General features: G+C 39.5%; 15 protein-coding genes and 1 tRNA gene. 5 read left to right on the top strand and 11 right to left on the bottom strand.

Annotation, left to right across the window (positions count from 1 at the left end; genetic code table 11):
• Window positions 1-183: 183 nt before the first annotated feature.
• The 4 genes from tsf to rplM form a co-directional block, all read right to left on the bottom strand.
• A complete protein-coding gene (gene tsf / locus RM545_RS09835) occupies window positions 184-1,011 on the bottom strand; it encodes a translation elongation factor Ts (RefSeq protein WP_311495151.1) in 828 nt (275 codons plus the stop codon).
• Window positions 1,012-1,102: 91 nt separating this feature from the next.
• Window positions 1,103-2,011, bottom strand: a complete 909-nt coding sequence (rpsB, locus tag RM545_RS09830) for a 30S ribosomal protein S2 (RefSeq protein ID WP_311495150.1) — start codon at window positions 2,009-2,011, stop codon at window positions 1,103-1,105.
• 184 nt (window positions 2,012-2,195) lie between these two features.
• Window positions 2,196-2,582, bottom strand: a complete 387-nt coding sequence (rpsI, locus tag RM545_RS09825; protein ID WP_311495149.1) for a 30S ribosomal protein S9 — start codon at window positions 2,580-2,582, stop codon at window positions 2,196-2,198.
• The gene (rplM, locus tag RM545_RS09820) at window positions 2,582-3,037 is read right to left on the bottom strand and encodes a 50S ribosomal protein L13 (protein WP_311482696.1); all 456 of its coding nucleotides are present in this window, start codon (window positions 3,035-3,037) and stop codon (window positions 2,582-2,584) included. The genes rpsI and rplM overlap by 1 nt, the downstream gene beginning before the upstream one ends.
• Before the next feature lie 346 nt (window positions 3,038-3,383).
• Between rplM and RM545_RS09815 the strand changes: the two genes are divergently transcribed.
• Both RM545_RS09815 and RM545_RS09810 read left to right on the top strand, forming a co-directional pair.
• Complete coding sequence (locus tag RM545_RS09815) at window positions 3,384-3,998, top strand: lipocalin family protein (RefSeq protein WP_311495148.1); 615 nt, start codon at window positions 3,384-3,386, stop codon at window positions 3,996-3,998.
• Between the two features lie 476 nt (window positions 3,999-4,474).
• Window positions 4,475-5,047 (top strand): lipocalin-like domain-containing protein, encoded by a 573-nt coding sequence (locus tag RM545_RS09810; RefSeq protein WP_311495147.1) that lies wholly within the window; start codon window positions 4,475-4,477, stop codon window positions 5,045-5,047.
• A 78-nt stretch (window positions 5,048-5,125) separates the two neighbouring features.
• Here the strand turns inward: RM545_RS09810 and polA are convergent, their stop codons facing one another.
• Both polA and fucP read right to left on the bottom strand, forming a co-directional pair.
• The gene (gene polA / locus RM545_RS09805) at window positions 5,126-7,957 is read right to left on the bottom strand and encodes a DNA polymerase I (protein ID WP_311495146.1); all 2,832 of its coding nucleotides are present in this window, start codon (window positions 7,955-7,957) and stop codon (window positions 5,126-5,128) included.
• A 95-nt stretch (window positions 7,958-8,052) separates the two neighbouring features.
• Window positions 8,053-9,363 carry an L-fucose:H+ symporter permease gene (gene fucP / locus RM545_RS09800; protein ID WP_311495145.1) on the bottom strand — a complete coding sequence of 437 codons (1,311 nt, stop codon included), beginning with the start codon at window positions 9,361-9,363 and terminating at the stop codon, window positions 8,053-8,055.
• Between the two features lie 295 nt (window positions 9,364-9,658).
• On the opposite strand from fucP, the gene RM545_RS09795 reads away from it, so the two are divergent.
• Both RM545_RS09795 and RM545_RS09790 read left to right on the top strand, forming a co-directional pair.
• Window positions 9,659-10,882, top strand: coding sequence for a metallophosphoesterase (locus RM545_RS09795; protein WP_311495144.1), 1,224 nt, complete (start codon window positions 9,659-9,661; stop codon window positions 10,880-10,882).
• A 75-nt stretch (window positions 10,883-10,957) separates the two neighbouring features.
• Entirely contained in the window at window positions 10,958-11,254 is a 297-nt protein-coding gene (locus tag RM545_RS09790; RefSeq protein ID WP_311482691.1) for a thioredoxin family protein, read from the top strand.
• On the opposite strand, the gene RM545_RS09785 is transcribed toward RM545_RS09790, so the two are convergent.
• Together RM545_RS09785 and RM545_RS09780 are read right to left on the bottom strand one after the other, a co-directional pair.
• The gene (locus RM545_RS09785; protein ID WP_311495143.1) at window positions 11,251-11,934 is read right to left on the bottom strand and encodes a polysaccharide deacetylase family protein; all 684 of its coding nucleotides are present in this window, start codon (window positions 11,932-11,934) and stop codon (window positions 11,251-11,253) included. The genes RM545_RS09790 and RM545_RS09785 overlap by 4 nt on opposite strands.
• Window positions 11,935-12,249: 315 nt before the next feature.
• Window positions 12,250-15,570 carry a glycosyltransferase family 117 protein gene (locus RM545_RS09780; RefSeq protein WP_311495142.1) on the bottom strand — a complete coding sequence of 1,107 codons (3,321 nt, stop codon included), beginning with the start codon at window positions 15,568-15,570 and terminating at the stop codon, window positions 12,250-12,252.
• Between the two features lie 325 nt (window positions 15,571-15,895).
• Here RM545_RS09780 and RM545_RS09775 point away from each other — a divergent pair.
• Window positions 15,896-15,968: transfer RNA gene (locus RM545_RS09775), tRNA-Gln, on the top strand.
• Window positions 15,969-16,629: 661 nt separating this feature from the next.
• Here the strand turns inward: RM545_RS09775 and RM545_RS09770 are convergent.
• From RM545_RS09770 to RM545_RS09760, 3 genes are all read right to left on the bottom strand, one after another.
• Window positions 16,630-16,983, bottom strand: a complete 354-nt coding sequence (locus tag RM545_RS09770) for a type II toxin-antitoxin system HicB family antitoxin (protein ID WP_311495141.1) — start codon at window positions 16,981-16,983, stop codon at window positions 16,630-16,632.
• Entirely contained in the window at window positions 16,983-17,138 is a 156-nt protein-coding gene (locus tag RM545_RS09765) for a hypothetical protein (protein WP_311495231.1), read from the bottom strand. The genes RM545_RS09770 and RM545_RS09765 overlap by 1 nt, the downstream gene beginning before the upstream one ends.
• 288 nt (window positions 17,139-17,426) lie before the next feature.
• On the bottom strand, window positions 17,427-19,649 hold the full coding sequence (locus RM545_RS09760) for a CRTAC1 family protein (protein ID WP_311495140.1): 2,223 nt from the start codon (window positions 19,647-19,649) through the stop codon (window positions 17,427-17,429).
• Between the last annotated feature and the right edge of the window lie 217 nt (window positions 19,650-19,866).

Raw genomic sequence — 19,866 nt, 5'->3', positions numbered from 1 at the left:
GGATTTTGAGGTTTTCGTGTAGGAAAAAATGTGAATGCTTAAAAATGGCAATTATCGGCTTACAGTAAATATAATGCTGACCTTTCGACTTCGCTCAAGGTGACACTTCATCTAAAGATAATTAAAAGAAAAAAACCGCTTCCTGATTAAGAAAGCGGTTTAAAATATTTTCTTCAGAAGAAATTACTCACCAAGAGCAACCCTTTCAAAAGCGATAACTTCAAGTTGAGAATCTACAGATTTCACATAATCTGCAACGCTTTCTTTGTTGCCTTTTATGTAATCCTGGTTCACTAAAGTATTGTCTTTAAAGAAACGCTGGATTTTTCCTTTAGCGATTTTATCAAGCATTTCTTCAGGCTTTCCTTCCTGGCGCAATTGATCTTTTGCAATTTCAATTTCTTTATCAATAGTAGTCTGATCTACTCCGTCTTCATTTAAAGCAACGGGATTCATTGCAGCAGCTTGCATAGAAACGTTTTTAGCAGCTTCATCTGCACCGTCTACGTTTGCAGAAAGACCTGTAAGAACAGCGATTTTATTACCTGCGTGAATGTAAGAACCTACAAAAGGAGCCTGAAGCGTTTTGAACGCACCAATCTCAATTTTCTCACCGATAACACCTGTTTGCTCAGTAAGTTTATCCTGAACAGTGATTCCTTTATAATCTGCAGCCAAAAGTTTCTCTTTAGTATTGTAATCCAGAGCAAGTTCAGCAAGACTTTGTGCTAAAGCTACGAAATCTTCGTTTTTGGCAACAAAATCTGTTTCACAGTTAAGGGAAATAACGACACCTTTAGTGTTATCGCCATTTACTTTTGCAATTGCAGCACCCTCACTGGATTCTCTGTCTGCTCTCTTTGCAGCAACTTTTTGACCTTTTTTGCGAAGCACTTCAATTGCTTTGTCAAAATCACCATCAACTTCTACCAAAGCTTTTTTGCAGTCCATCATCCCTGCACCGGTAGCTTTTCTTAGTTTATTTACTTCTGCGGCGGATATCTTAGCCATAGTATTATTTTTTATTTAGAATTAACAAGTCGTTTAGACAATTACAAAGAAATGAACTAAACGACTTATAAAATTTACCAAACTGTTATGTTTATTCTTCTTCTCCGTTAGCGTCGGAAGCTTTATCTAAAGTTTGTTGCTTAGATTGAAGCTTTACGTCTTGTTGAGCTTCCTGCATTGCCTTTTTGTCTTCAGGATCTGTAGAAGGAACTTCAGCTTTCTCTGCTTTTGCTTTTGGAGCTTTTTCAGATTTTGCTGCTTTAGGAGCGGCGTCATCTTTTTCGTCCTTCTTCTTAGAATCTTTGCTCGTCTTTCTATCTGATAAGCCTTCAACAATAGAATCTGCAACATAAGAAATCACCTTGCTGATAGATTTTGAAGCATCGTCGTTAGAAGGGATCAAATAATCTACTTCACGTGGATCTGAATTGGTATCCACCATCGCGAATATTGGAATGTTTAATTTTTGAGCTTCTTTAACTGCAATGTGTTCACGTGTAATATCAACGATAAACAAAGCTGCCGGAAGTCTGGACATATCTGAAATAGAACCTAAGTTTTTCTCTAACTTAGCTCTAAGACGATCTACCTGCAGACGTTCTTTTTTAGAAAGCGTGTTAAACGTACCGTCTTTTTTCATTCTATCGATAGAAGCCATTTTTTTAACAGCTTTACGAATAGTTACAAAGTTGGTAAGCATTCCACCGGGCCATCTTTCTGTGATGTAAGGCATATTTGCTTTCTCAGCTTGTTTAGCTACAATTTCTTTTGCTTGTTTTTTGGTAGCTACGAAAAGTATTTTTCTACCACTGGCTGCGATTTTTGCCAAAGCCTCACCGGCTTCTTCCATCTTAGCAGCACTTTTGTAAAGGTTGATGATGTGAATCCCGTTACGCTCCATGTATATGTAAGGAGCCATGTTTGGATTCCATCTTCTTGTAAGGTGTCCAAAATGTACACCTGCATCAAGTAATTCTTTTACTTCTACTTTGTTTGCCATTTTTGTAATAGTTTACGTTCTGTTGAAGATAGCAACAGGCAAGTGGCTATTTATTATTAAATACGGCCTTGCTTGTTTAGATGCTAAACTAACTTCCGGCACTTCGACAAGCTCAGTGTGACTCCGGAATAACAACAAAAATCTTTTTAATTTTAAATGAACTTTTAGGGCTGTGCCCAAATAATTAACGTTTAGAGAACTGGAATTTCTTACGGGCTTTCTTCTGTCCGTATTTCTTACGTTCTACCATACGTGGATCTCTTGTTAATAAACCTTCTGGTTTAAGAGTAGTACGGTTTTCTTCGTCAAGTTCTACCATAGCTCTGGAAATTGCAAGACGAATAGCTTCTGCCTGACCTGTAATTCCACCTCCGTAAACGTTTACTTTTACATCAAAAGTTTTATCGTTACCGGTAAGGTTTAGCGGTTGATTAACTTTGTACTGAAGAGTACCTGTAGTAAAGTAATCGTTCATTTCTTTTTTGTTCACGGTAATGTTCCCATTTCCATCAGAAACATAAACACGTGCAACTGCCGTCTTTCTACGACCAATTTTGTGAATAACCTCCATTACTTAAGATCGTTTAAGTTAATAGTTTTAGGTTTTTGAGCTTCCTGATCATGGTCAGATCCTGCATAAACCTTTAAATTTCTGAATAGGTCTGCTCCTAATTTGTTTTTAGGTAGCATTCCTTTTACCGCTTTTTCCACCAAACGCTCAGGAGCTTTGTTGAATAACTCGGATGCTGTAAGACTTTTTTGTCCACCTGGATAACCGGTGTGGCGAATGTATTCTTTAGAATCCCATTTCTTCCCGGTTAAGTTGATTCCGCTAGCGTTGGTTATAACAACGTTGTCTCCGCAATCAACGTGTGGGGTGAAGTTGGGTTTGTACTTTCCTCTTAGTAATTTTGCTACTTTAGAAGCAAGACGTCCCAGTGTTTGTCCTTCAGCATCTACGTGTACCCATTCTTTGGTAACGGTGGCCTTGTTGGCCGATACTGTTTTGTAACTTAATGTGTCCACACTAAATAGTTTTACTTAATAATTAAACATTCCATTCCCATAATCCCAATTTTGCTCTTGGGAAAACGGGCTGCAAATGTACAATTATAAATTCATATAGCAAACAGGACTTTCATTATTTTATGGAGGTGGAAAAGGCTGATTGTCAGAAGTATTCTGTCTTCTAAAAATTTAATAGCAAAGAACCTGAGAGATTGAGCCTGGAGAAGATAAAAGTTATATCTAGAACCGGGGTCAAACGGTGAAATGTGTTAAAAAATCGATAAAGAGTATTATTTGTGTTAATAGAGTCATAAAACGTTTTTATGTTGTCTACATTTGCGTGACCAAATCTTAATGAATGATTATGAACAGATTAAACAAATTGGCCGGAGCATTTGGGATGATTGTGATGGTTGCAGGTTTTACGACTTCTTGTGAGCCTGAAAATGATGAAATGGCAGTTGCAGGCGCAGAAGTTCTGAAGGTAAGCAATGCAACAATAGAGCAAAGTAGCCTTATTGGCAGATGGGAACTTTCTTCTATGACTTCAGATGTTGCGGTAGATCTTGATGAGCCTTACACCAATGATAGTGCTGATATTAGTTCTAATATTCTGGAGGAAACTACTTGTTTTAATGAAATGTATTTTGTTTTTAATGAGGATGGATCGGTAAAAACTGGTCAGGCAAAACTGGATTTTAAAAATGGATTTGACTGTAGTTATGGTATCTACTTCGCAGAATATGATGTGGTTAACAATAGTGATAGTTCGGTCCTAGAGGTGACATTTGATGTAGATGGAGTGACTTACACAGATTCAAAAACCATTGAACTTACCAACGAAAATGGAGAGGAACTTTTACATGTAATAACCACAGCTAGTGAAGTTGATGGTGCAAATTATATTAATGACGGACGTGATACCACTGTTGTTTCTGAAATTACAAGGCTGGAAACGATTTATACAAAAGTGCAATAGAAGGAATTTAAAACGGTTAGTTTAGTGTTGTTAGTAGAAAACCCTCCCAGATTTAATTCTGGGAGGGTTTTTGTTTTAATGCCTTTGCCCGCCAACTTTTAATTGCCAACGCATCTCAGCCGGAATGCTTATTTTTTCTTTCATCGGTATCACATAAAGGTACTGCACAAGTATAATTTTGATCAAGACTAGATGGATTGCAAATGATCAATAGGTTCTTACAAAATGATGAATTGAACATGTTTTCCAGTTTGCCAATTTTGTGTTAAAGTCTGTCATGACGCATTGACTAAAAAGTAAATTATTTGAGGTATTTCGCAGTACATATAGCTCCTTAAGTCTTCTTTATTTAATTATAAAATGCTTTTTATGTAATTTAATTCCTTCATTTTCAGTTATTTGCAATAAGTTAAACTATGTAAATGTTTATATTTCAGATTATTAAATAAATAAGTTTGTTTTAAAATTATCTGAAAATGAAGTTAAAACAAGCTACCCAGCCGTTTATATTAATAGTTCTACTTAGTATCCTCACAGGATGTAGCAAGAGTGATACACCCATGGATTCTGAAAAGAATATAGCGTCTAATGTTGTAATTACACCATCAAACCTTTATGGGGAATGGGGTATATCTAAATTAATTACAGATACCCCGGTAGATTTAAATGGAGATGGTTCTTTAAATACAAATATTTTGCTGGAAACAAATTGTTTTAAAAGTATGGCTATTACTTTTAAAAGCAACAGCAAGTTTACAACCACCAATTCTCAAATGAATTTTGAAGCTGGTACAGATAGCGACGCATTTGCTTGCCTTGAGGACCGGAAAGATAGAGGTAGCTGGCAAATTGAAGGAAATAAGCTTACGTTGAATATTTCCATTGATGGTGAAATTTATTCGCAAACGAAAACCATCTCTCTCAATGATGGCAAATTTGAATTTGATGTTTCCAGAATGGAATCCGCTGCTTATGTAAATGACCCTGGTACAACTGATGCTTCTGGTATAACTATAATTTCTATAGAGTATGAGAAAAAAGCCGACTGAACCTTTGCAAAAGGTGTTGTCTTAATTCGTTTTTTTATTAATAACAGTAGTCTTTAAGCAATGAACTTACCAGAATCACTAATGTGCTTCCAGCCAGTTTTGGCCTTCTCCCAAATCTACGTCTAAAGGTACTTCCAGCTTAAAAGCATTTTCCATTTCGAACTTGATCATCTTTTTTATTTCTTGCAATTCCGGCTTGTAAACATCAAAAACAAGTTCATCGTGTACCTGTAGGAGCATTTTAGTTTTATATTTACTTTCCTTCAGCTTTTTGTGGATGTTGATCATGGCTAATTTAATGATGTCTGCAGCGCTTCCCTGGATAGGAGCGTTTACAGCGTTTCTTTCCGCAGCACCTCTTACCATCGCATTCTGCGAACTAATATCTTTTAGGTACCTTCTTCTTCCTAAAACCGTCTGGACATAACCGTTCTCCCTTGCAAAATCTACCTGATCACTGATAAAATTGCTGAGTTTAGGATAGGTTTTATAATAGGTGTCAATCAATTCTTTGGACTCCGACCTGCTCAGGCTGGTCTGGTTACTAAGGCCAAAAGCTGAAACTCCATATATGATCCCAAAATTGACAGTTTTCGCATTGCTCCTTTGTTCGCGGGTTACCTCATCTATAGGCACGTTAAATACATTGGCAGCTGTAGAGGCGTGAATATCTTCACCTTCTCTAAATGCTTTAATCATAGTCTCCTCTTTGCTAAGTGCAGCGATAATTCGTAATTCAATCTGGGAATAATCGGCAGCCAGTAAAATGTAATTTTCGTCCCTTGGTACAAAAGCTTTTCTCACTTGCCGTCCTCTTTCTGTCCTTATAGGTATATTCTGAAGGTTAGGATTATTGGAACTTAATCTGCCTGTTGCGGCAATGGTCTGTACGTAATCTGTATGCACGCGGCCGGTGGTTTCTTCGATCTGCCCGGGCAGCGCATCTATATAGGTGTTCTTTAATTTTACGAGTCCGCGGTAATCCAGGACACGCTGAATGATTTCGTGATCTTTTGCCAGTACAGAAAGAACATCTTCACTCGTTGAATATTGTCCGGTTTTGGTCTTTTTAGGTTTTTTTACCAGCTCCATTTTCTCAAAAAGGATAATTCCTAATTGTTTGGGAGAGCCAATATTAAATTCCTCACCGGCATCGGCATATATTTTTTCTTCTAATTCCTTAATGTCACTATCCAGCGCTTCGGAAAGTGAATTCAGGAACTTTTCGTCAAGATTGATTCCTTCAAGCTCCATTTCGGCCAAGACTTTTACCAGCGGAATTTCAATCTCGTTAAATAATTTCCGCGTGTTTGCTTCATTAAGTTCTTTTTCGAAAAATTGCTTAAGCTGAAGGATAACATCTGCATCTTCTACAGCATATTCGCACTGGCGATCCAGCGGAATGTCACGCATAGACTTCTGGTTTTTTCCTTTCTTACCAACAACTTCAGATAAAGGCTGCGGCGAATAATTGAGATAGGTCTCCGCCAGGATATCCATATTGTGGCGCATATCTGGATTTATCAGGTAATGGGCGATCATCGTATCAAAAAGTTTTCCCTTGATTTCGATGCCGTACCTGGCCATTACTTTAATGTCGTACTTTAAATTCTGACCAATTTTTTCGATGTTTTCATTTTCAAAGAAAGGGCGCAGTTCTTCAACGAGCTTTTGAGATTCATCTTTATCTTCAGGAAAAGGAAGATAAAAACCTTTTCCGGTTTCCCAGGAAAAAGCGATTCCCACAAGTTCAGCATCCATAGGATTGGTGCTCGTGGTTTGTGTATCGAAACTTACACTCTGTTGCTTAATTAAATTTTGAAGAAAAAGCTTCCGCGCCATCTCTGTGCCTAAGCTTTGATATACATTTGCTGTATTTTCCAGTGATTTTCTACCTGAAGTAGGTTCAATTTTTTCTCCACCTCCAGATCCAAAAAGGGAGAATTGCCCTGCTCCTGCGACGGCTTGTGCATTTTGCTTTGCCGAAGGGGAATTGGTAACCTGGGTTTGCGGGTGATCTTCTTCTCCGCTAAATAATTTTAAGAACTGATCCTTCAGCCTTCTGAATTCCAGTTCATCAAAAATCTCCTGGACCTTTTCGGCATCAGGCATCGAAAGTTCGTAATCTTCAGCATGAAATTTCACATCGCAGTCGGTGATAATGGCAGCGAGCTTTTTGGAAAGAATTCCCTGGTCTGCATGGGCTTCTACCTTCTCGCGCATTTTCCCTTTTAGCTTTGTAGTATTCGCAAGCAATTCTTCCATGCTGCCGAATTCCTTAAGAAATTTCTTGGCAGTTTTTTCCCCCACTCCGGGAAGTCCGGGGATATTATCTACGGCATCGCCCATCATGCCCAGGTAATCGATCACCTGCTCGGGTCGCTCTACACCAAATTTTTTCTGAACTTCAGGAATTCCCCATATTTCAATTCCATTTCCCATTCTTGCCGGGCGGTACATAAAAATATTTTCGGTCACCAACTGCGCAAAATCCTTGTCTGGCGTTACCATAAAAACTTTGTAATCTTCCTTTTCGGCCTGCTGTGCAAGGGTGCCAATTATATCATCGGCCTCGCAGCCGGGAAGCACCACAACCGGGATGTGCATCGCCTTTAAAATATCCTGAATTATTGGAATTGCCTGCATAATAGGCTCCGGAGTGGCATCCCGATTGGCTTTGTATTCGCTAAACAGTTCTTTTCTTACTTCGCTACCTTCTTTATCAAAACAAACCGCCAAATGATCTGGTTTTTCCCGTCTAATCACATCAAACAGCGAATTGGTGAAACCCATAATTGCTGAAGTGTCGAAACCTTTGGAGTTGATCCTTGGGTTTTTAATAAAAGCATAGTAACCTCGGAAGATCAGGGCGTATGCATCAAGTAAGAATAAGCGTTTTTGAGCGGACATATATTGATTCAAATGTTATTTACAGAATATTCCAAAACTACAAAGATAATGTCATTCTAAAGAAAAGTCGTTCAGAAATGAACGGCTTAAAAGATTTAGATGGCGACCTGCCGGCGTTTATTGCGATAGCCGTAGTAGAGGATATAAGCATAGCAGAGCATCACCAGGATAAAAGCAATATTAAAGCTGAAGCTGTCCACAATATAACCGTAGGCAGGCGGGATAATCGCACCTCCCACAATCATGGTACAAAGTACACCAGATCCCTGCGGTTTATCGTCGCCCAGACCGTCCAGCGCAAGGCTGAAAATGGTGGGGAACATAATAGAGTTGAACAATCCAATGGCAATTATCGTCCACATTGCTACAAGGCCTGTGCTAAAATTGGTGATTATCAATAAGCCAATTGCGCAGGAGGCAAAAACACTCAGCACTACTGCGGGATTCATAATTTTTGTAAGATAAGAGCCAATAAATCTTCCCACCATTGCACCTGTCCAGTAAAATGTGACGAAAACCCCTACTATGGCCATGCTGCTGGATTCTGTCAATCCTGAATTCAGGGTCCATTCTGCGATGTTCCGCATAAAGGGCGTGTCGCGTATGGTTTCAGATAATTCAAGGCTTAGAAAATAATTTACCATATAACTCCCCAGGGCAACTTCGGCCCCTACGTAAAAGAAAAGCGCGATGGCACCCAAAATAAGGTTTTTGTTTTTCAGTACTTTTCCATAGTCGTTGGATGCTGCTGTATCTCCGATCTTCGGAAGTTTTACAAACAAAAAGACCACGGCAATAAGAATTATAAATGCTGCAATGCCAAGAAACGGCGTTTGTACTGCAGAGGCTTCAGCGATGTAATAATCTTTCTGTTCAGCTTCAGTCATAAAAGCGATTTCTTCAGAAGACATTACCTTGTCGCTTAAGATAAAAAGTGCGCCAATTACCGGAGCGATAGCGGTTCCCAGGGAATTAAAAGCCTGGGAGAGATTGAGGCGGCTGGAAGCAGATTTTTCCGGGCCAAGAATGGTGACATAAGGATTGGCAGCCACCTGGAGAATTGTAATTCCGCCGGCAAGGATAAAATACCCAAGCATAAAAACCCCGAAGATCCTATAGGATGCGGCTGGATAAAAAAGCAAACAACCCACGGCCATGGTCACCAGGCCCAGAATAATTCCTCTTTTATAGCCAATTTTGGATAAAATATAACCCGCGGGAATAGAGAGCAGGAAATAGGCGCCAAAAAAGGCAAATTGCACCATCCCGGCCTGGAAATAACTAAGGGTGAAAACCTCCCTTAATCTCGGAATTAAAGAATCGACCAGCACGGTGATAAAGCCCCAGAGAAAAAAGAGGATAGTTAAAAAAATAAATGCGGTGCGATAAGATTTTTGTTGATTCATTGGTTAGTTAGTCTTAGATGTAGTAGTTATGTAAGTTGTACATTTTTGATATTGTCTTATAAATTTTGCCAAAGAAAACATTTTGTATGCAAAAAAAGCCGGATTTCCTTGTTATATGTAAGATGGGTGAAAGATACTTCTAAGACCTTAGATATTCAAATTTATAGTTTTGTAAGACGCTGAAGATTGTAGTGGGGGCATATAAAATTTCTATTTTATCATTAGCTAAAATAACTATAACAGGCAGTTATACAGAAAGATTAGAAGTATATTCGCGCAAAAATTATACAAGCCAATGCGTTGGATTATTTTTGTTGTTATTTATGTTTTGCTGGACGTTTATACGTACCAGGTTTTTAAAACCGTTAGCAGATATTCCTGGATTTACTATATCTACCTGTTCCTCTCCCTTGCTGTACTGGCAAACCTGCTTTATCAATTCAACAGTGGCGAAGGCGATGGCTGGGCCGGTGCCCGCTCTTATGCCGTAGGTTTCTTCCTGGTATTTTTTGTACCTAAGCTTATCTTTTTGATTTTTATGTTTGGGGAAGATGTTGTGAGGCTTGTTGTAGGTGGAGGTCGAAAATTGACAAATTCGGGCACTGACTTTAATTTGCCGTCAAGAAGAAAATTTATCAGTCAGATTGCGCTTGGTCTCGCTGCAATTCCTTTTGTTTCCATGCTTTACGGAATGTATAAAGGCAGGTATGATTTCAGGGTTTTGAAGTATACATTGTATTTTGATGATTTGCCCGATGCTTTTGACGGGTACAGGATTAGCCAGATTAGCGATATACACAGCGGCAGTTTTGATAACCATGAAAAAATTAAATACGGTGTGGATTTGTTGAGAGAACAGGACAGCGATGTAGTGTTTTTTACAGGAGATCTCGTAAATAATGAAGCAGCCGAAATGCAGAACTGGAAAGAATTGTTCTCCACCGTAAAAGCCCGGGATGGCGTATATTCTATTTTGGGAAATCACGATTACGGGGATTATAAAAACTGGGAAAGTGCAGCTGCCAAAAAGGCAAATATGGACACTTTAAAAGATATACATGCAGAAATGGGCTGGGACCTCATGCTGAACGAGCACCGCTTCCTGGAGAAAAACGGCGAACGAATTGCCCTTGTTGGAGTGGAAAACTGGGGAGCCGGCGGATTTAAAAAGAACGGCGACCTGGCTAAGGCTTCTGAAGGATTAACAGCTAAAGATTTTAAGATTCTGCTTAGCCATGATCCTTCACACTGGGACGAGAAAGTGCGTACAGACGATAAACATTTTCAGTTAACTTTAAGCGGCCATACCCACGGGATGCAGTTTGGGATAGAAATTCCCGGCTGGTTTCGATGGAGCCCGGTGCAATACCGTTACGAACATTGGGCAGGAATCTATGAAGAAATGGGCAGGGTTTTAAATGTAAACCGCGGCTTTGGATTTCTGGCTTATCCCGGGCGGGTTGGAATATGGCCCGAAATAAGTGTAATTGAACTGAAAAAAGGCCCTAAGCCTGCATAATAATAAGAATTTGCTATATTTGAGTATGCCGGCATTTAAGGTGTATAAATCTAATTGTGATAAAAGCTTGGTTTTATGTCAAAATTTGGTGAATTAGTAGATCTCAACATTCCTGTGTTGTTGGATTTTTATACTGAATGGAACGATGCTTCCAAAGCAATGCACCCGGTGTTAAGGGATGTTGCAGCTGCACTTGGGGATAAGGCCAAAGTGATAAAAATTGACGTAGACAAAAATGCCCAGCTTGCAGAGGCCCTGCGCGTAAAAGCCCTCCCCACGCTAATGATCTATAAAAACGGGGAGATGAAATGGCGGCAGAGTGGGGAACAGGATGCCAATACCATTATAGGGCTTATTAAAGAGTACGTTTAAAGGCTTTTAAAGCTGAAGTTCTTCTTTTCGTAATATTCCAGCACCTGCGGCAGCACTTTTTGCAGATTTTTAAAGGCTTTCCTGCTGTCGTGAAAAACGATGATACTCCCTTCTTCTGAATTTTTCAAAATATTTTTCAAGCACTCTTCTTCAGTTAATTCTGAATCGAAATCCCAGCTAATCACATCCCACATCACCAACTGATAACCGAAATTTGCCAATTTTCGGGCCTGGCTGTTTTTTATCCTTCCGTAGGGAGGGCGGAATAGTTTGGTAGTTTGTGGTTTGTAGTTTGTAGTTCGGAGTTCGGAGTTCGTAGTTTGTAGTTCTTCGTTTTTTTCTGAAGTTATTACTTTTTCAGCTTTAAAAACGTTTTCAATATATGCTGAAGTTGAGGTTTTCCAGCCGTCCAGATGATTAAAAGTATGATTTCCCACGTTGTGCCCTTCAGAAAGTATTCTTCTGAAAATTTCCGGGTGTTTTTTCACATTATCACCAATGCAAAAGAAGGTTGCACGGGCATTATATTCCTTTAGTAGGTCCAGAACCCACGGAGTGATTTCAGGAATTGGCCCGTCATCAAAAGTGAGGTAAATACTCTCCGGAATTTCCATTTTTGTCCATCTGCGGGGGTAAAGCCGCCTTAGAACTGAAGGATATTTAACCAGAAATTTGTTCATGGTACTTTCTGCGGAAGATGAAATTTTGTTTCTACGGTACTTAACTTTACCAGTAAGATTATTTTTACATGGTCTGTATGTTCCTGCAAGATTTTTTTAACCTTGTAGGTATGTCAAGTACACAAACCTACAAGGATTTTTAAACCTTGCAGGAGGTGAAAATGTTGTCTGGACCCTATGGTGTTCATTCAAAATTTTAATTTTCAGGGCACTTCCAAAAATGGCTATTATCGGCCTGCTAATTAAAACCTGATTCTTTTATTCCGAAGAAAATTCAGCCCTAAAACAAATAATGAATTATGGCTGAATTATTTTTTACTCCTGAAGCTCTTCCGCCGGAATTTCTTCAGAAAAAGTATCTATTCCCTGCTGCGGATTCAGTTCCCGGTCAAACTGCTCTTCAATTAATTGCTGCGAAGGAGCGGGATTGGTATCTATTTCTTCATCTTCAGCATAAAAGTGCCTGAATAACCGTAAATACTCGTTAAATTCTTCTGCTTTTTCCTTAACAATCTCCTCGTCCTGCTGTCTTACAAGAATGTCTATAATGGAACGGTACCTTTCAATGTCGTTTATAATTTCACTTGCATAGCGATATTGCCTGTCCTGGTCCCAGGTGCTGTAATATCTAAGGTTCTCCTGGTATTTTGTGGCAATCTGTTCCCAGAGATTTCTTGCTTTTTCTACTTCGTTAACTTCGTAATAGCCTTCAATAAAGGGTTCCACAAGGGAATAATAGCCATATTTATCCAATGGCATTTTTTCAATACCCAAATCAAGGATTTCTTTCGCAGCCGATGTATCCTGCTCCTGTAAAAGGTTTTCTACGAGGCGCGCAAGGTTGCTTCTGTACGTAATCGCATTTTTACGGGTTTCGGGATCGTGATAGATATCTGGATCTCCCATGTTGCCCCAGTCCCATTTCTTCACAATATTGTACATTTTTTCGGTATTCACCCTTCCCATATCAAAAGGATTCCTGGGGTTAACCGGGGTGCGGATAGGAACGAGCTTATAGGCCACTCCTTCCAGTTGCAGGTAGTCCTTCATCCAGAGGTAATCCTCGTCACCAAAGCTGCCACCGGTAAAGTAAATTGGGCGCTCCCACTGGTTATTGGCAATAACATCCAGCATCATTAACCTGTTTTTGTACAGTACACTTTGATCGATATGGATGTCTATATGGTCTACAATAAGATCACTCTCATCCTCCTGTACAATTCCGTTTTGCAATACCTTTTGCTTATTTACGGGTATTCTGATATTCTGGGTAGGGAACGTGTTAATGGTTTGTCCGCCTCTAAGCTCGGCCTGTGTGCGGGCGTCATCACTTTCAATATAATTTAACCATGTATTTATAGAAAGTGTATCACTGGTTCGCTCATCCAGAAATATAGCATCGTTTTTACCGGTATAGAAATCGTGTTCCAGTTGAGACGGAATGGGGTCGCTTTCAAAAGCCTTGCGCTTCATCTGGTCAATATACCAGTCGGTTGCAAAAAGGCTGGTGTTCACAACACGCACGTCTGTCCTGTACTTTTCCACCTGCTGTACATACCATAAAGCGAAGGTGTCGTTATCTCCAATAGTAAAAATAATGCCGTTTTCTTCTACAGAATCCAGGTACATCTTGGCCATTGCAAGTGCGGTATAGCGGCCGGACCTGTCATGATCGTCCCAATTCTCACTGGCCAGCAGCGTAGGAACGGCGAGTAAAGTACCAATAATCACTATAGGTACTGCGAGTTTGGGTTTTAAATAATCTTTGAGCATATCTATAAGCGCATAGACTCCAAAGCCTATCCAGATCGCAAAAACGTAAAAAGAGCCAACCAGGGCGTAATCCCTTTCCCGTGGCTCGAATGGACGCTCATTCAGATAAATTTTAAGTGCTATACCGGTGAAAAGGAAAAAAACAAGCAGCACCCAAAAATTATTTTTGTCCCTTTTAAACTGAAAGACGAGGCCTATTAATCCTAAAATCAATGGAAGGAAATAGTAAGTGTTCCTGGCTTTGTTATTTTCCACATCGCTGGGCAGCTCGTCCTGCGGTCCCAGGTGCATTTCATCAATAAAATCGATGCCGCTAAGCCAGTTTCCGTTTAAGTCTGTATATTTTCCCTGCACATCGTCCTGCCGGCCCACAAAATTCCACATAAAGTAACGCCAGTACATATATCCAATCTGGTATTCCAGTAAGTAAGCGATATTGGAGGCAAAAGAAGGTTTTTCTACATCTATATAATCACTAAACCTTTGCAGGAACTGGTGATAATCCTCATTGTCCAGTTGATTTGCGTTATAACTTCTCCGGAATTCGTTGATCGCCTGCATGAGCTGTTCTTCACCCTGGTATTCGGGTTTAACAGTAAATTCCAGGGGGCCGGTAAACTCCATGTAATTTACGGCGTGCTGGGTGCTCCACATTCGGGGTAGAATAGCTTTATGATCATCATCCAGGTTCTGCCTGGCGTTCTTGTAATCATTTACAATAACATATTTTCCCTGTTCCTCATCTTTTTCGTACAGAGGCTTTGCATCCAAGTACGGATTATCCTCGTCCAGGCCAGAATACATTTCTGACCATTGCGGGCCGTAGAAAAGATGGGTTTCCCCGTACTGTTCCCTGTTGTAATAAGCCAGTAGTTCCCGTGCATTGTCGGGACTGTTTTCGTTAATTACCGTTGGCGCGTTGGAACGAATGGGAAGCATCATCCAACTGGAGAAACCAATAAGTATAAAGAGGATGCAAAGAAACAGTGTGTTTAGCTGATAAAAATTTCTTTTGCGGGTATAGTTTATTCCGAAGTAGAATGCAGCCACAATAACGACAAAAGCGATAATCGTTCCTGTATTAAACGGAAGCCCCAGCGAGTTGGTAAAAAATACTTCTGAAGCCGAGAAAAAAGTTAGCGTGTAGGGTAGCAGAAGTTTAAAGATAAACAGTAACACGGCAACCACCACCACATTGGCAATAATGAAATTTTTTACCGTAACTTTTTTGTAATTTTTAAAGAAGTACAGGAATCCAATGGCAGGGATTGTTAGCAACCCAAGAAAGTGGACACCAAAGGAAAGGCCAATAACCAGGGAAATAAGGATTACCCAGCGGTTGCCACGTGGTTTAAACATATCCCTCTCCCAAAGCAGCCCCAGGTAGAATAAAATGGCCATAAAACAGGAGGCCATGGCATAAACTTCAGCCTCAACAGCACTAAACCAGAAACTATCGGTAAAAGTAAAGGCAAGGGATCCAACCAAAGCACTGCCTAAAACCGACATTTTTTTAGATGCGGAAATCTTAGAAACAGGCCCGGTAATTTTTAGCAGAAGCAGTGAAATGGACCAGAACATAAACAGAATGGTAAAGGCACTGGCTACACCAGACATGAAATTGACCATTAATGCCACCTGGCTATCATCTGGTGCGAACGTAGAAAAGAAAGCCCCCATCATTTGATAAAACGGTGCTCCCGGGGGGTGACCGACTTCAAGATTGGCAGAAGTTGCGATATATTCTCCTGCATCCCAGAAACTGGCAGTAGGTTCCAGGGTTAAGGAGTAAGTGATAAGTGCGATAACAAAAACCAGCCATCCCAGGATTTTGTTCCACTTACGAAAGTTGAAATCTGTCATTTTTGTGTAATGTTGAATCCCTCAAAGAGGGTATGGTTGCCCGGGGCCTGCCCCGAATCTAATTTTTTCTCAATTCACCCCGTAAACATTCCCGGAGGTTTCTTATATTAATGTGGCGAATTTAATAATAAATATGTGAATGCCTGATGAACGCTCTTTAAAAGGAATTATTTTCTTTGGAAACAGAAAAACAGGTTCTTTTACAACCTGAGAAAGATCCTGGGATCACTGAATTTTACAAGGAAAAAGAATTTTTTCGATAATTTTGATGAAAATGTTTGTGTAAAAAGAACTTTGTTTTAAATTTGCATCCGCATTTAAGCATTGGCCTATGGTGTAACTGGCAACACGTCTGGTTTTGGTCCAGAAGAGTCTAGGTTCGAGCCCTAGTAGGCCAACTAAAATGTAAAAAGCCCCGAACGGAAGTTTGGGGCTTTTTTGTTAACGGAGGTAGAAGGGCGAGAAGTTGATCCTGAGCGTAGCCTTTTTGGAGGCGTAGTCGAAGGGAGCCCTAGTAGGCCAACTAAAATGTAAAAAGCCCCGAACGGAAGTTTGGGGCTTTTTCGTTAACAGAGGTAGTAGGGCGAGAAGTTGATCCTGAGCGTAGCCTTTTTGGAGGCGTAGTCGAAGGGAGCCCTAGTAGGCCAACTAAAATGTAAAAAGCCCCGAACGGAAGTTTGGGGCTTTTTCGTTAACGGAGGTAGTAGGGCGAGAAGTTTATCCTGAGCGTAGCCTTTTTGGAGGCGTAGTCGAAGGGAGCCCTAGTAGGCCAACTAAAATGTAAAACCGAATTCTGCAAAGAGTTCGGTTTTTTTGTTTCTGATAAAACTGGCGAGAAAGTTAATATTTCCATATTCACTAATGCACGAATAAATAGTTCTTTATTTCCTTTTGTTTAGTATAAATACAGACCTCACAGGTTTCAAAAACCTGTGAGGTCTTGTCGTGGCCGTGGATAAGCATTTGCAATGCATTGGGCATCAAAAACACATTTTTTTAATCTTAAGTTTGATGGTTTTTAGGAACAGACTAAGAAGTGCTAGTCTAAATCATCAGGTTCTATTTTAAAACAATTTCTTCATTATCAACAGTAAAATCCAGGGATTTGCTCACTAATTGATTTAGATTAATTCCCTTTTTAGCAGCCAGCATAAATAGTTTTTTATGTACTTTTTTGTCTATCCGAACATTAAAGCTGCCTCTAAAAATTTTGTCTGGTTTTTTTCCTATTTCTTTGCAAGTCTCCAGATAATCATCTACCGATTCCCGAAAGTTATTTTCTAATTCAGAAACAGATTCTCCTTCAAAAAGAATTAAATCATTTATTCCCTGTATCTTTCCAAAGAAAACTTTATCGTCGGCACTAAAGGCTACAGTACCTAAATACCCATTATATTCTAAATAATTTTTCATTACAGCTCTAATTTTTCAATTACCTGTTCAATGATATACTTTTTCACGACATTCTGAGGATGTGGTTTGTGCGCTATTATAACATCATTGTCCTTTTTTATATTTATAAACTTTCTCCTGGATCCTTCCGTCTTTCCTCTTTTCTTTAACTCAATATAGCCATAGTGCTCAAGTACCTTAGAGAACTCCTCCCAGGTTAGATCTTTTGGAATGCTTAAGAATTTTGAACAAGCTTTTCAATTCTGGACATATACAAATATATACAAATCGAAATAATTGCAACTAAATTTTAGTTGCTTTAATTTTGTATTCTGTATGTCAAAGGAATAGCTGATTTTGCTGATTCGTAACTTTTTGAAAGGGAGGTTTATGAGGGAAGAGATAAATAGCGATAATTGCCAATTATCGGCATATACTTTGTCAAATGTTCAAATTCAGAAATCCTACCGGACGGTTTCCTGTAATTGAATAGGCTGTAGATTTAATTCTTCTGCTTCAGCTTTATTTTCTGTTATTTTATAGAAGGTGTTTAACTTCAGGTTTTTCAGGATTTGGGTAGTGCCACTGCCTGCCCAAAGGATTTTTACTTCATTTATTGCTGATGCTTTTCCTAATCCTATTTGCGCTCGTAAAGTAGAACAACCAAAGCTTCCTCCTGAACTAATCGTATGAAATATTGAACGTTCCAGACCTCCTTCTTCTGTAACTTTCACCTCAATTTTACTGCCAATTGCTGCCCTGTTGGCCTCTGTTCCTTCCAGTTTCAGGCTTATCCAGTTGTTCTCATCCTGATACGGATTTATGTAGAGCGAATTAAAAAAATTATCACCTTCATAGGCGCCTCCCATAACCACATGAATGTCCTGATCGCCATCATTATCAATGTCAGAAAATGAGACGGCGTGACCTTTTTGGATGTGTCCAAATCCCCCGGCGGTGGTAACATCCTGAAATTCTTTTCCGGAATTATTTCTGAAAACCCGGTTTGGAATAATGGATTCATAACTCACTTCGCCGGTACTAAGGTAGATGTCGGGATAACCATCGTTGTCCAAATCACCATAATTAGCACCCATGGCATATCCAATTTTGTTCAATCCTACTTTAGCCGAAACATCAGTAAAAGAACCGCCGTTATTCTGGTAAAGGCGCATCGTTTCTGCTCTGTTTGGTTCTCCTAAATATTCCTTGACGATATCGGGAACAATTGTATAAAAGTCAGATTTTTGGTATCCTGCTACAAAAATATCCATCCATCCATCGTTATTATAATCAACGGACCAGGTGGGGAAACTTGAGATTTGCTCCTCCAATCCTACCCGGGATCCCGCTTCTTCAAAGTATAGACTTCCGGTTTTATCAGGTCCCTGGTTCAGAAATAATAAATTTTTACTTGAAGATTGTAGCGTAGAGACATAGATATCCATCCATCCGTCATTATTGTAATCTCCGGTGGTTACTCCTTTCACGTAGAAAGGCTCTTCAGCAGTACTAATTGTAAGCCCTGCACTGGCAGTACGATTAGAGAAGGTCTCATCCCCGTTGTTAATGTAAAGCTCGCAAGGGTGAACATTTCCTGTTTCAGATTCATTTCCTATAAATAAATCTATCCACCCATCATTGTTAAAATCTGCCCAGGTTGCGGTTTGTGTAGGATGGAGTGAGAGTAAACCTGCTTCTATAGTTACATCGGTAAAGGTATCATCTCCATTATTTTTTAGGAGGGAATTAGGATGTTTGCCAAGATTTCCCATCCAGGCACCGCGCAAAATAAAAATATCCAGAAAACCATCATTATTATAATCGGCCTGCACCATATTAAGGCCTCCTGTAACCGCTTCCAGCCCTGCAGTTTCGGTTTTTTCTGAAAAACTACCATCTCCATTGTTTATAAAATATTTTAGATGATCTGAAGGGAACCAACTGGAGATTAATACATCTAAAAGATGGTCGTTATTAAAATCTTCGACTATACCGCCTCCCGATAATTCATTAATATTCAAACCTAATTTAGGGGCAATATCTTTAAACTTTTTTAATGGGTATTCCGATTCAAAAACACTCTCCGGAATCAGCCATTTTTCTGGTACGCCTTCCGGATATTCCCCTAAAGTCATATAAGCAACATTTAAAAGCCAGCGGCTATTGTAATCGTGGGAATCCTGTCTCAAAAACTGCTCATAAAGACTGATGGCCTTTCTGGATCCTTCCGGGTCCTGATGATAGCCTTCGGGATCTATTGGAATAATGCAGGATGCAGAAGCATCATGGTGATGTATACAATTTTGTTGTTCTCCCAGCCGCATATAGGCAAGGGCCAGTAAAGGACCTATTTTTTCTTCTTCAAATGCCTCTAGTTTATAGCGTAATGCCCCCTTATTGCTTTCTTTCCATAGTCTTTCCAAGATCTCGATGGCATCTTTTGTTTTACCTGCATACAAGAGTGCACTTGCTTTTTTGAGATCGTACCGTTCTTTTTGATTATCTGGAGCTACTTTGGAAATGCTGTCAAAATAAGCGGCTCTCACAGAAGAAGCATAAATATTATCGGGCACAAAAAACTGGTTGTCAGCTGTTTTTTGCAATAATTCAGGCATTGTTTCTTTCTCATTACACGAAATAAGTAATAGAAATGAAAGCAAAGGAATATATGCCAGGTACTTCATGCTGTTGCAAGGTGATTAATATTGTGATTTTGCTATAAAGATAATTGAGTGGCTTAACAATGGGTGAAATTGAAAAATCTAAATTGTCCAAACCTAGGAAATAAAACATTCTTTATGAAGTAACTCCCGCTTTTTCCAAAATTAGAAAAGGCTTACAAATAGTTGCGCGGCGAAAAATATTGTTATTGACCATTAACGAAAAGAATTACCAGTATAT

The sequence above is a fragment of the Autumnicola lenta genome, assembly GCF_031846515.1.
In the GTDB taxonomy this organism is placed as follows: domain Bacteria; phylum Bacteroidota; class Bacteroidia; order Flavobacteriales; family Flavobacteriaceae; genus Autumnicola; species Autumnicola lenta.
The sequence above is the reverse complement of the archived record's forward strand: the minus strand, read 5'-3'. Positions and strand labels throughout refer to the sequence as shown.

What these genes read in the sequence shown, in the direction of transcription:
- rpsI (WP_311495149.1), bottom strand. Translation starts at nt 2,582, where the DNA reads ATGGAGGTTATTCACAAAATTGGTCGTAGAAAGACGGCAGTTGCACGT.
- RM545_RS09770 (WP_311495141.1), bottom strand. Translation starts at nt 16,983, where the DNA reads ATGAAAAATTATTTAGAATATAATGGGTATTTAGGTACTGTAGCCTTT.
- RM545_RS09795 (WP_311495144.1), top strand. Translation starts at nt 9,659, where the DNA reads ATGCGTTGGATTATTTTTGTTGTTATTTATGTTTTGCTGGACGTTTAT.
- RM545_RS09785 (WP_311495143.1), bottom strand. Translation starts at nt 11,934, where the DNA reads ATGAACAAATTTCTGGTTAAATATCCTTCAGTTCTAAGGCGGCTTTAC.
- polA (WP_311495146.1), bottom strand. Translation starts at nt 7,957, where the DNA reads ATGTCCGCTCAAAAACGCTTATTCTTACTTGATGCATACGCCCTGATC.
- tsf (WP_311495151.1), bottom strand. Translation starts at nt 1,011, where the DNA reads ATGGCTAAGATATCCGCCGCAGAAGTAAATAAACTAAGAAAAGCTACC.
- RM545_RS09780 (WP_311495142.1), bottom strand. Translation starts at nt 15,570, where the DNA reads ATGACAGATTTCAACTTTCGTAAGTGGAACAAAATCCTGGGATGGCTG.
- RM545_RS09760 (WP_311495140.1), bottom strand. Translation starts at nt 19,649, where the DNA reads ATGAAGTACCTGGCATATATTCCTTTGCTTTCATTTCTATTACTTATT.
- rpsB (WP_311495150.1), bottom strand. Translation starts at nt 2,011, where the DNA reads ATGGCAAACAAAGTAGAAGTAAAAGAATTACTTGATGCAGGTGTACAT.
- RM545_RS09810 (WP_311495147.1), top strand. Translation starts at nt 4,475, where the DNA reads ATGAAGTTAAAACAAGCTACCCAGCCGTTTATATTAATAGTTCTACTT.
- RM545_RS09790 (WP_311482691.1), top strand. Translation starts at nt 10,958, where the DNA reads ATGTCAAAATTTGGTGAATTAGTAGATCTCAACATTCCTGTGTTGTTG.
- RM545_RS09815 (WP_311495148.1), top strand. Translation starts at nt 3,384, where the DNA reads ATGAACAGATTAAACAAATTGGCCGGAGCATTTGGGATGATTGTGATG.
- fucP (WP_311495145.1), bottom strand. Translation starts at nt 9,363, where the DNA reads ATGAATCAACAAAAATCTTATCGCACCGCATTTATTTTTTTAACTATC.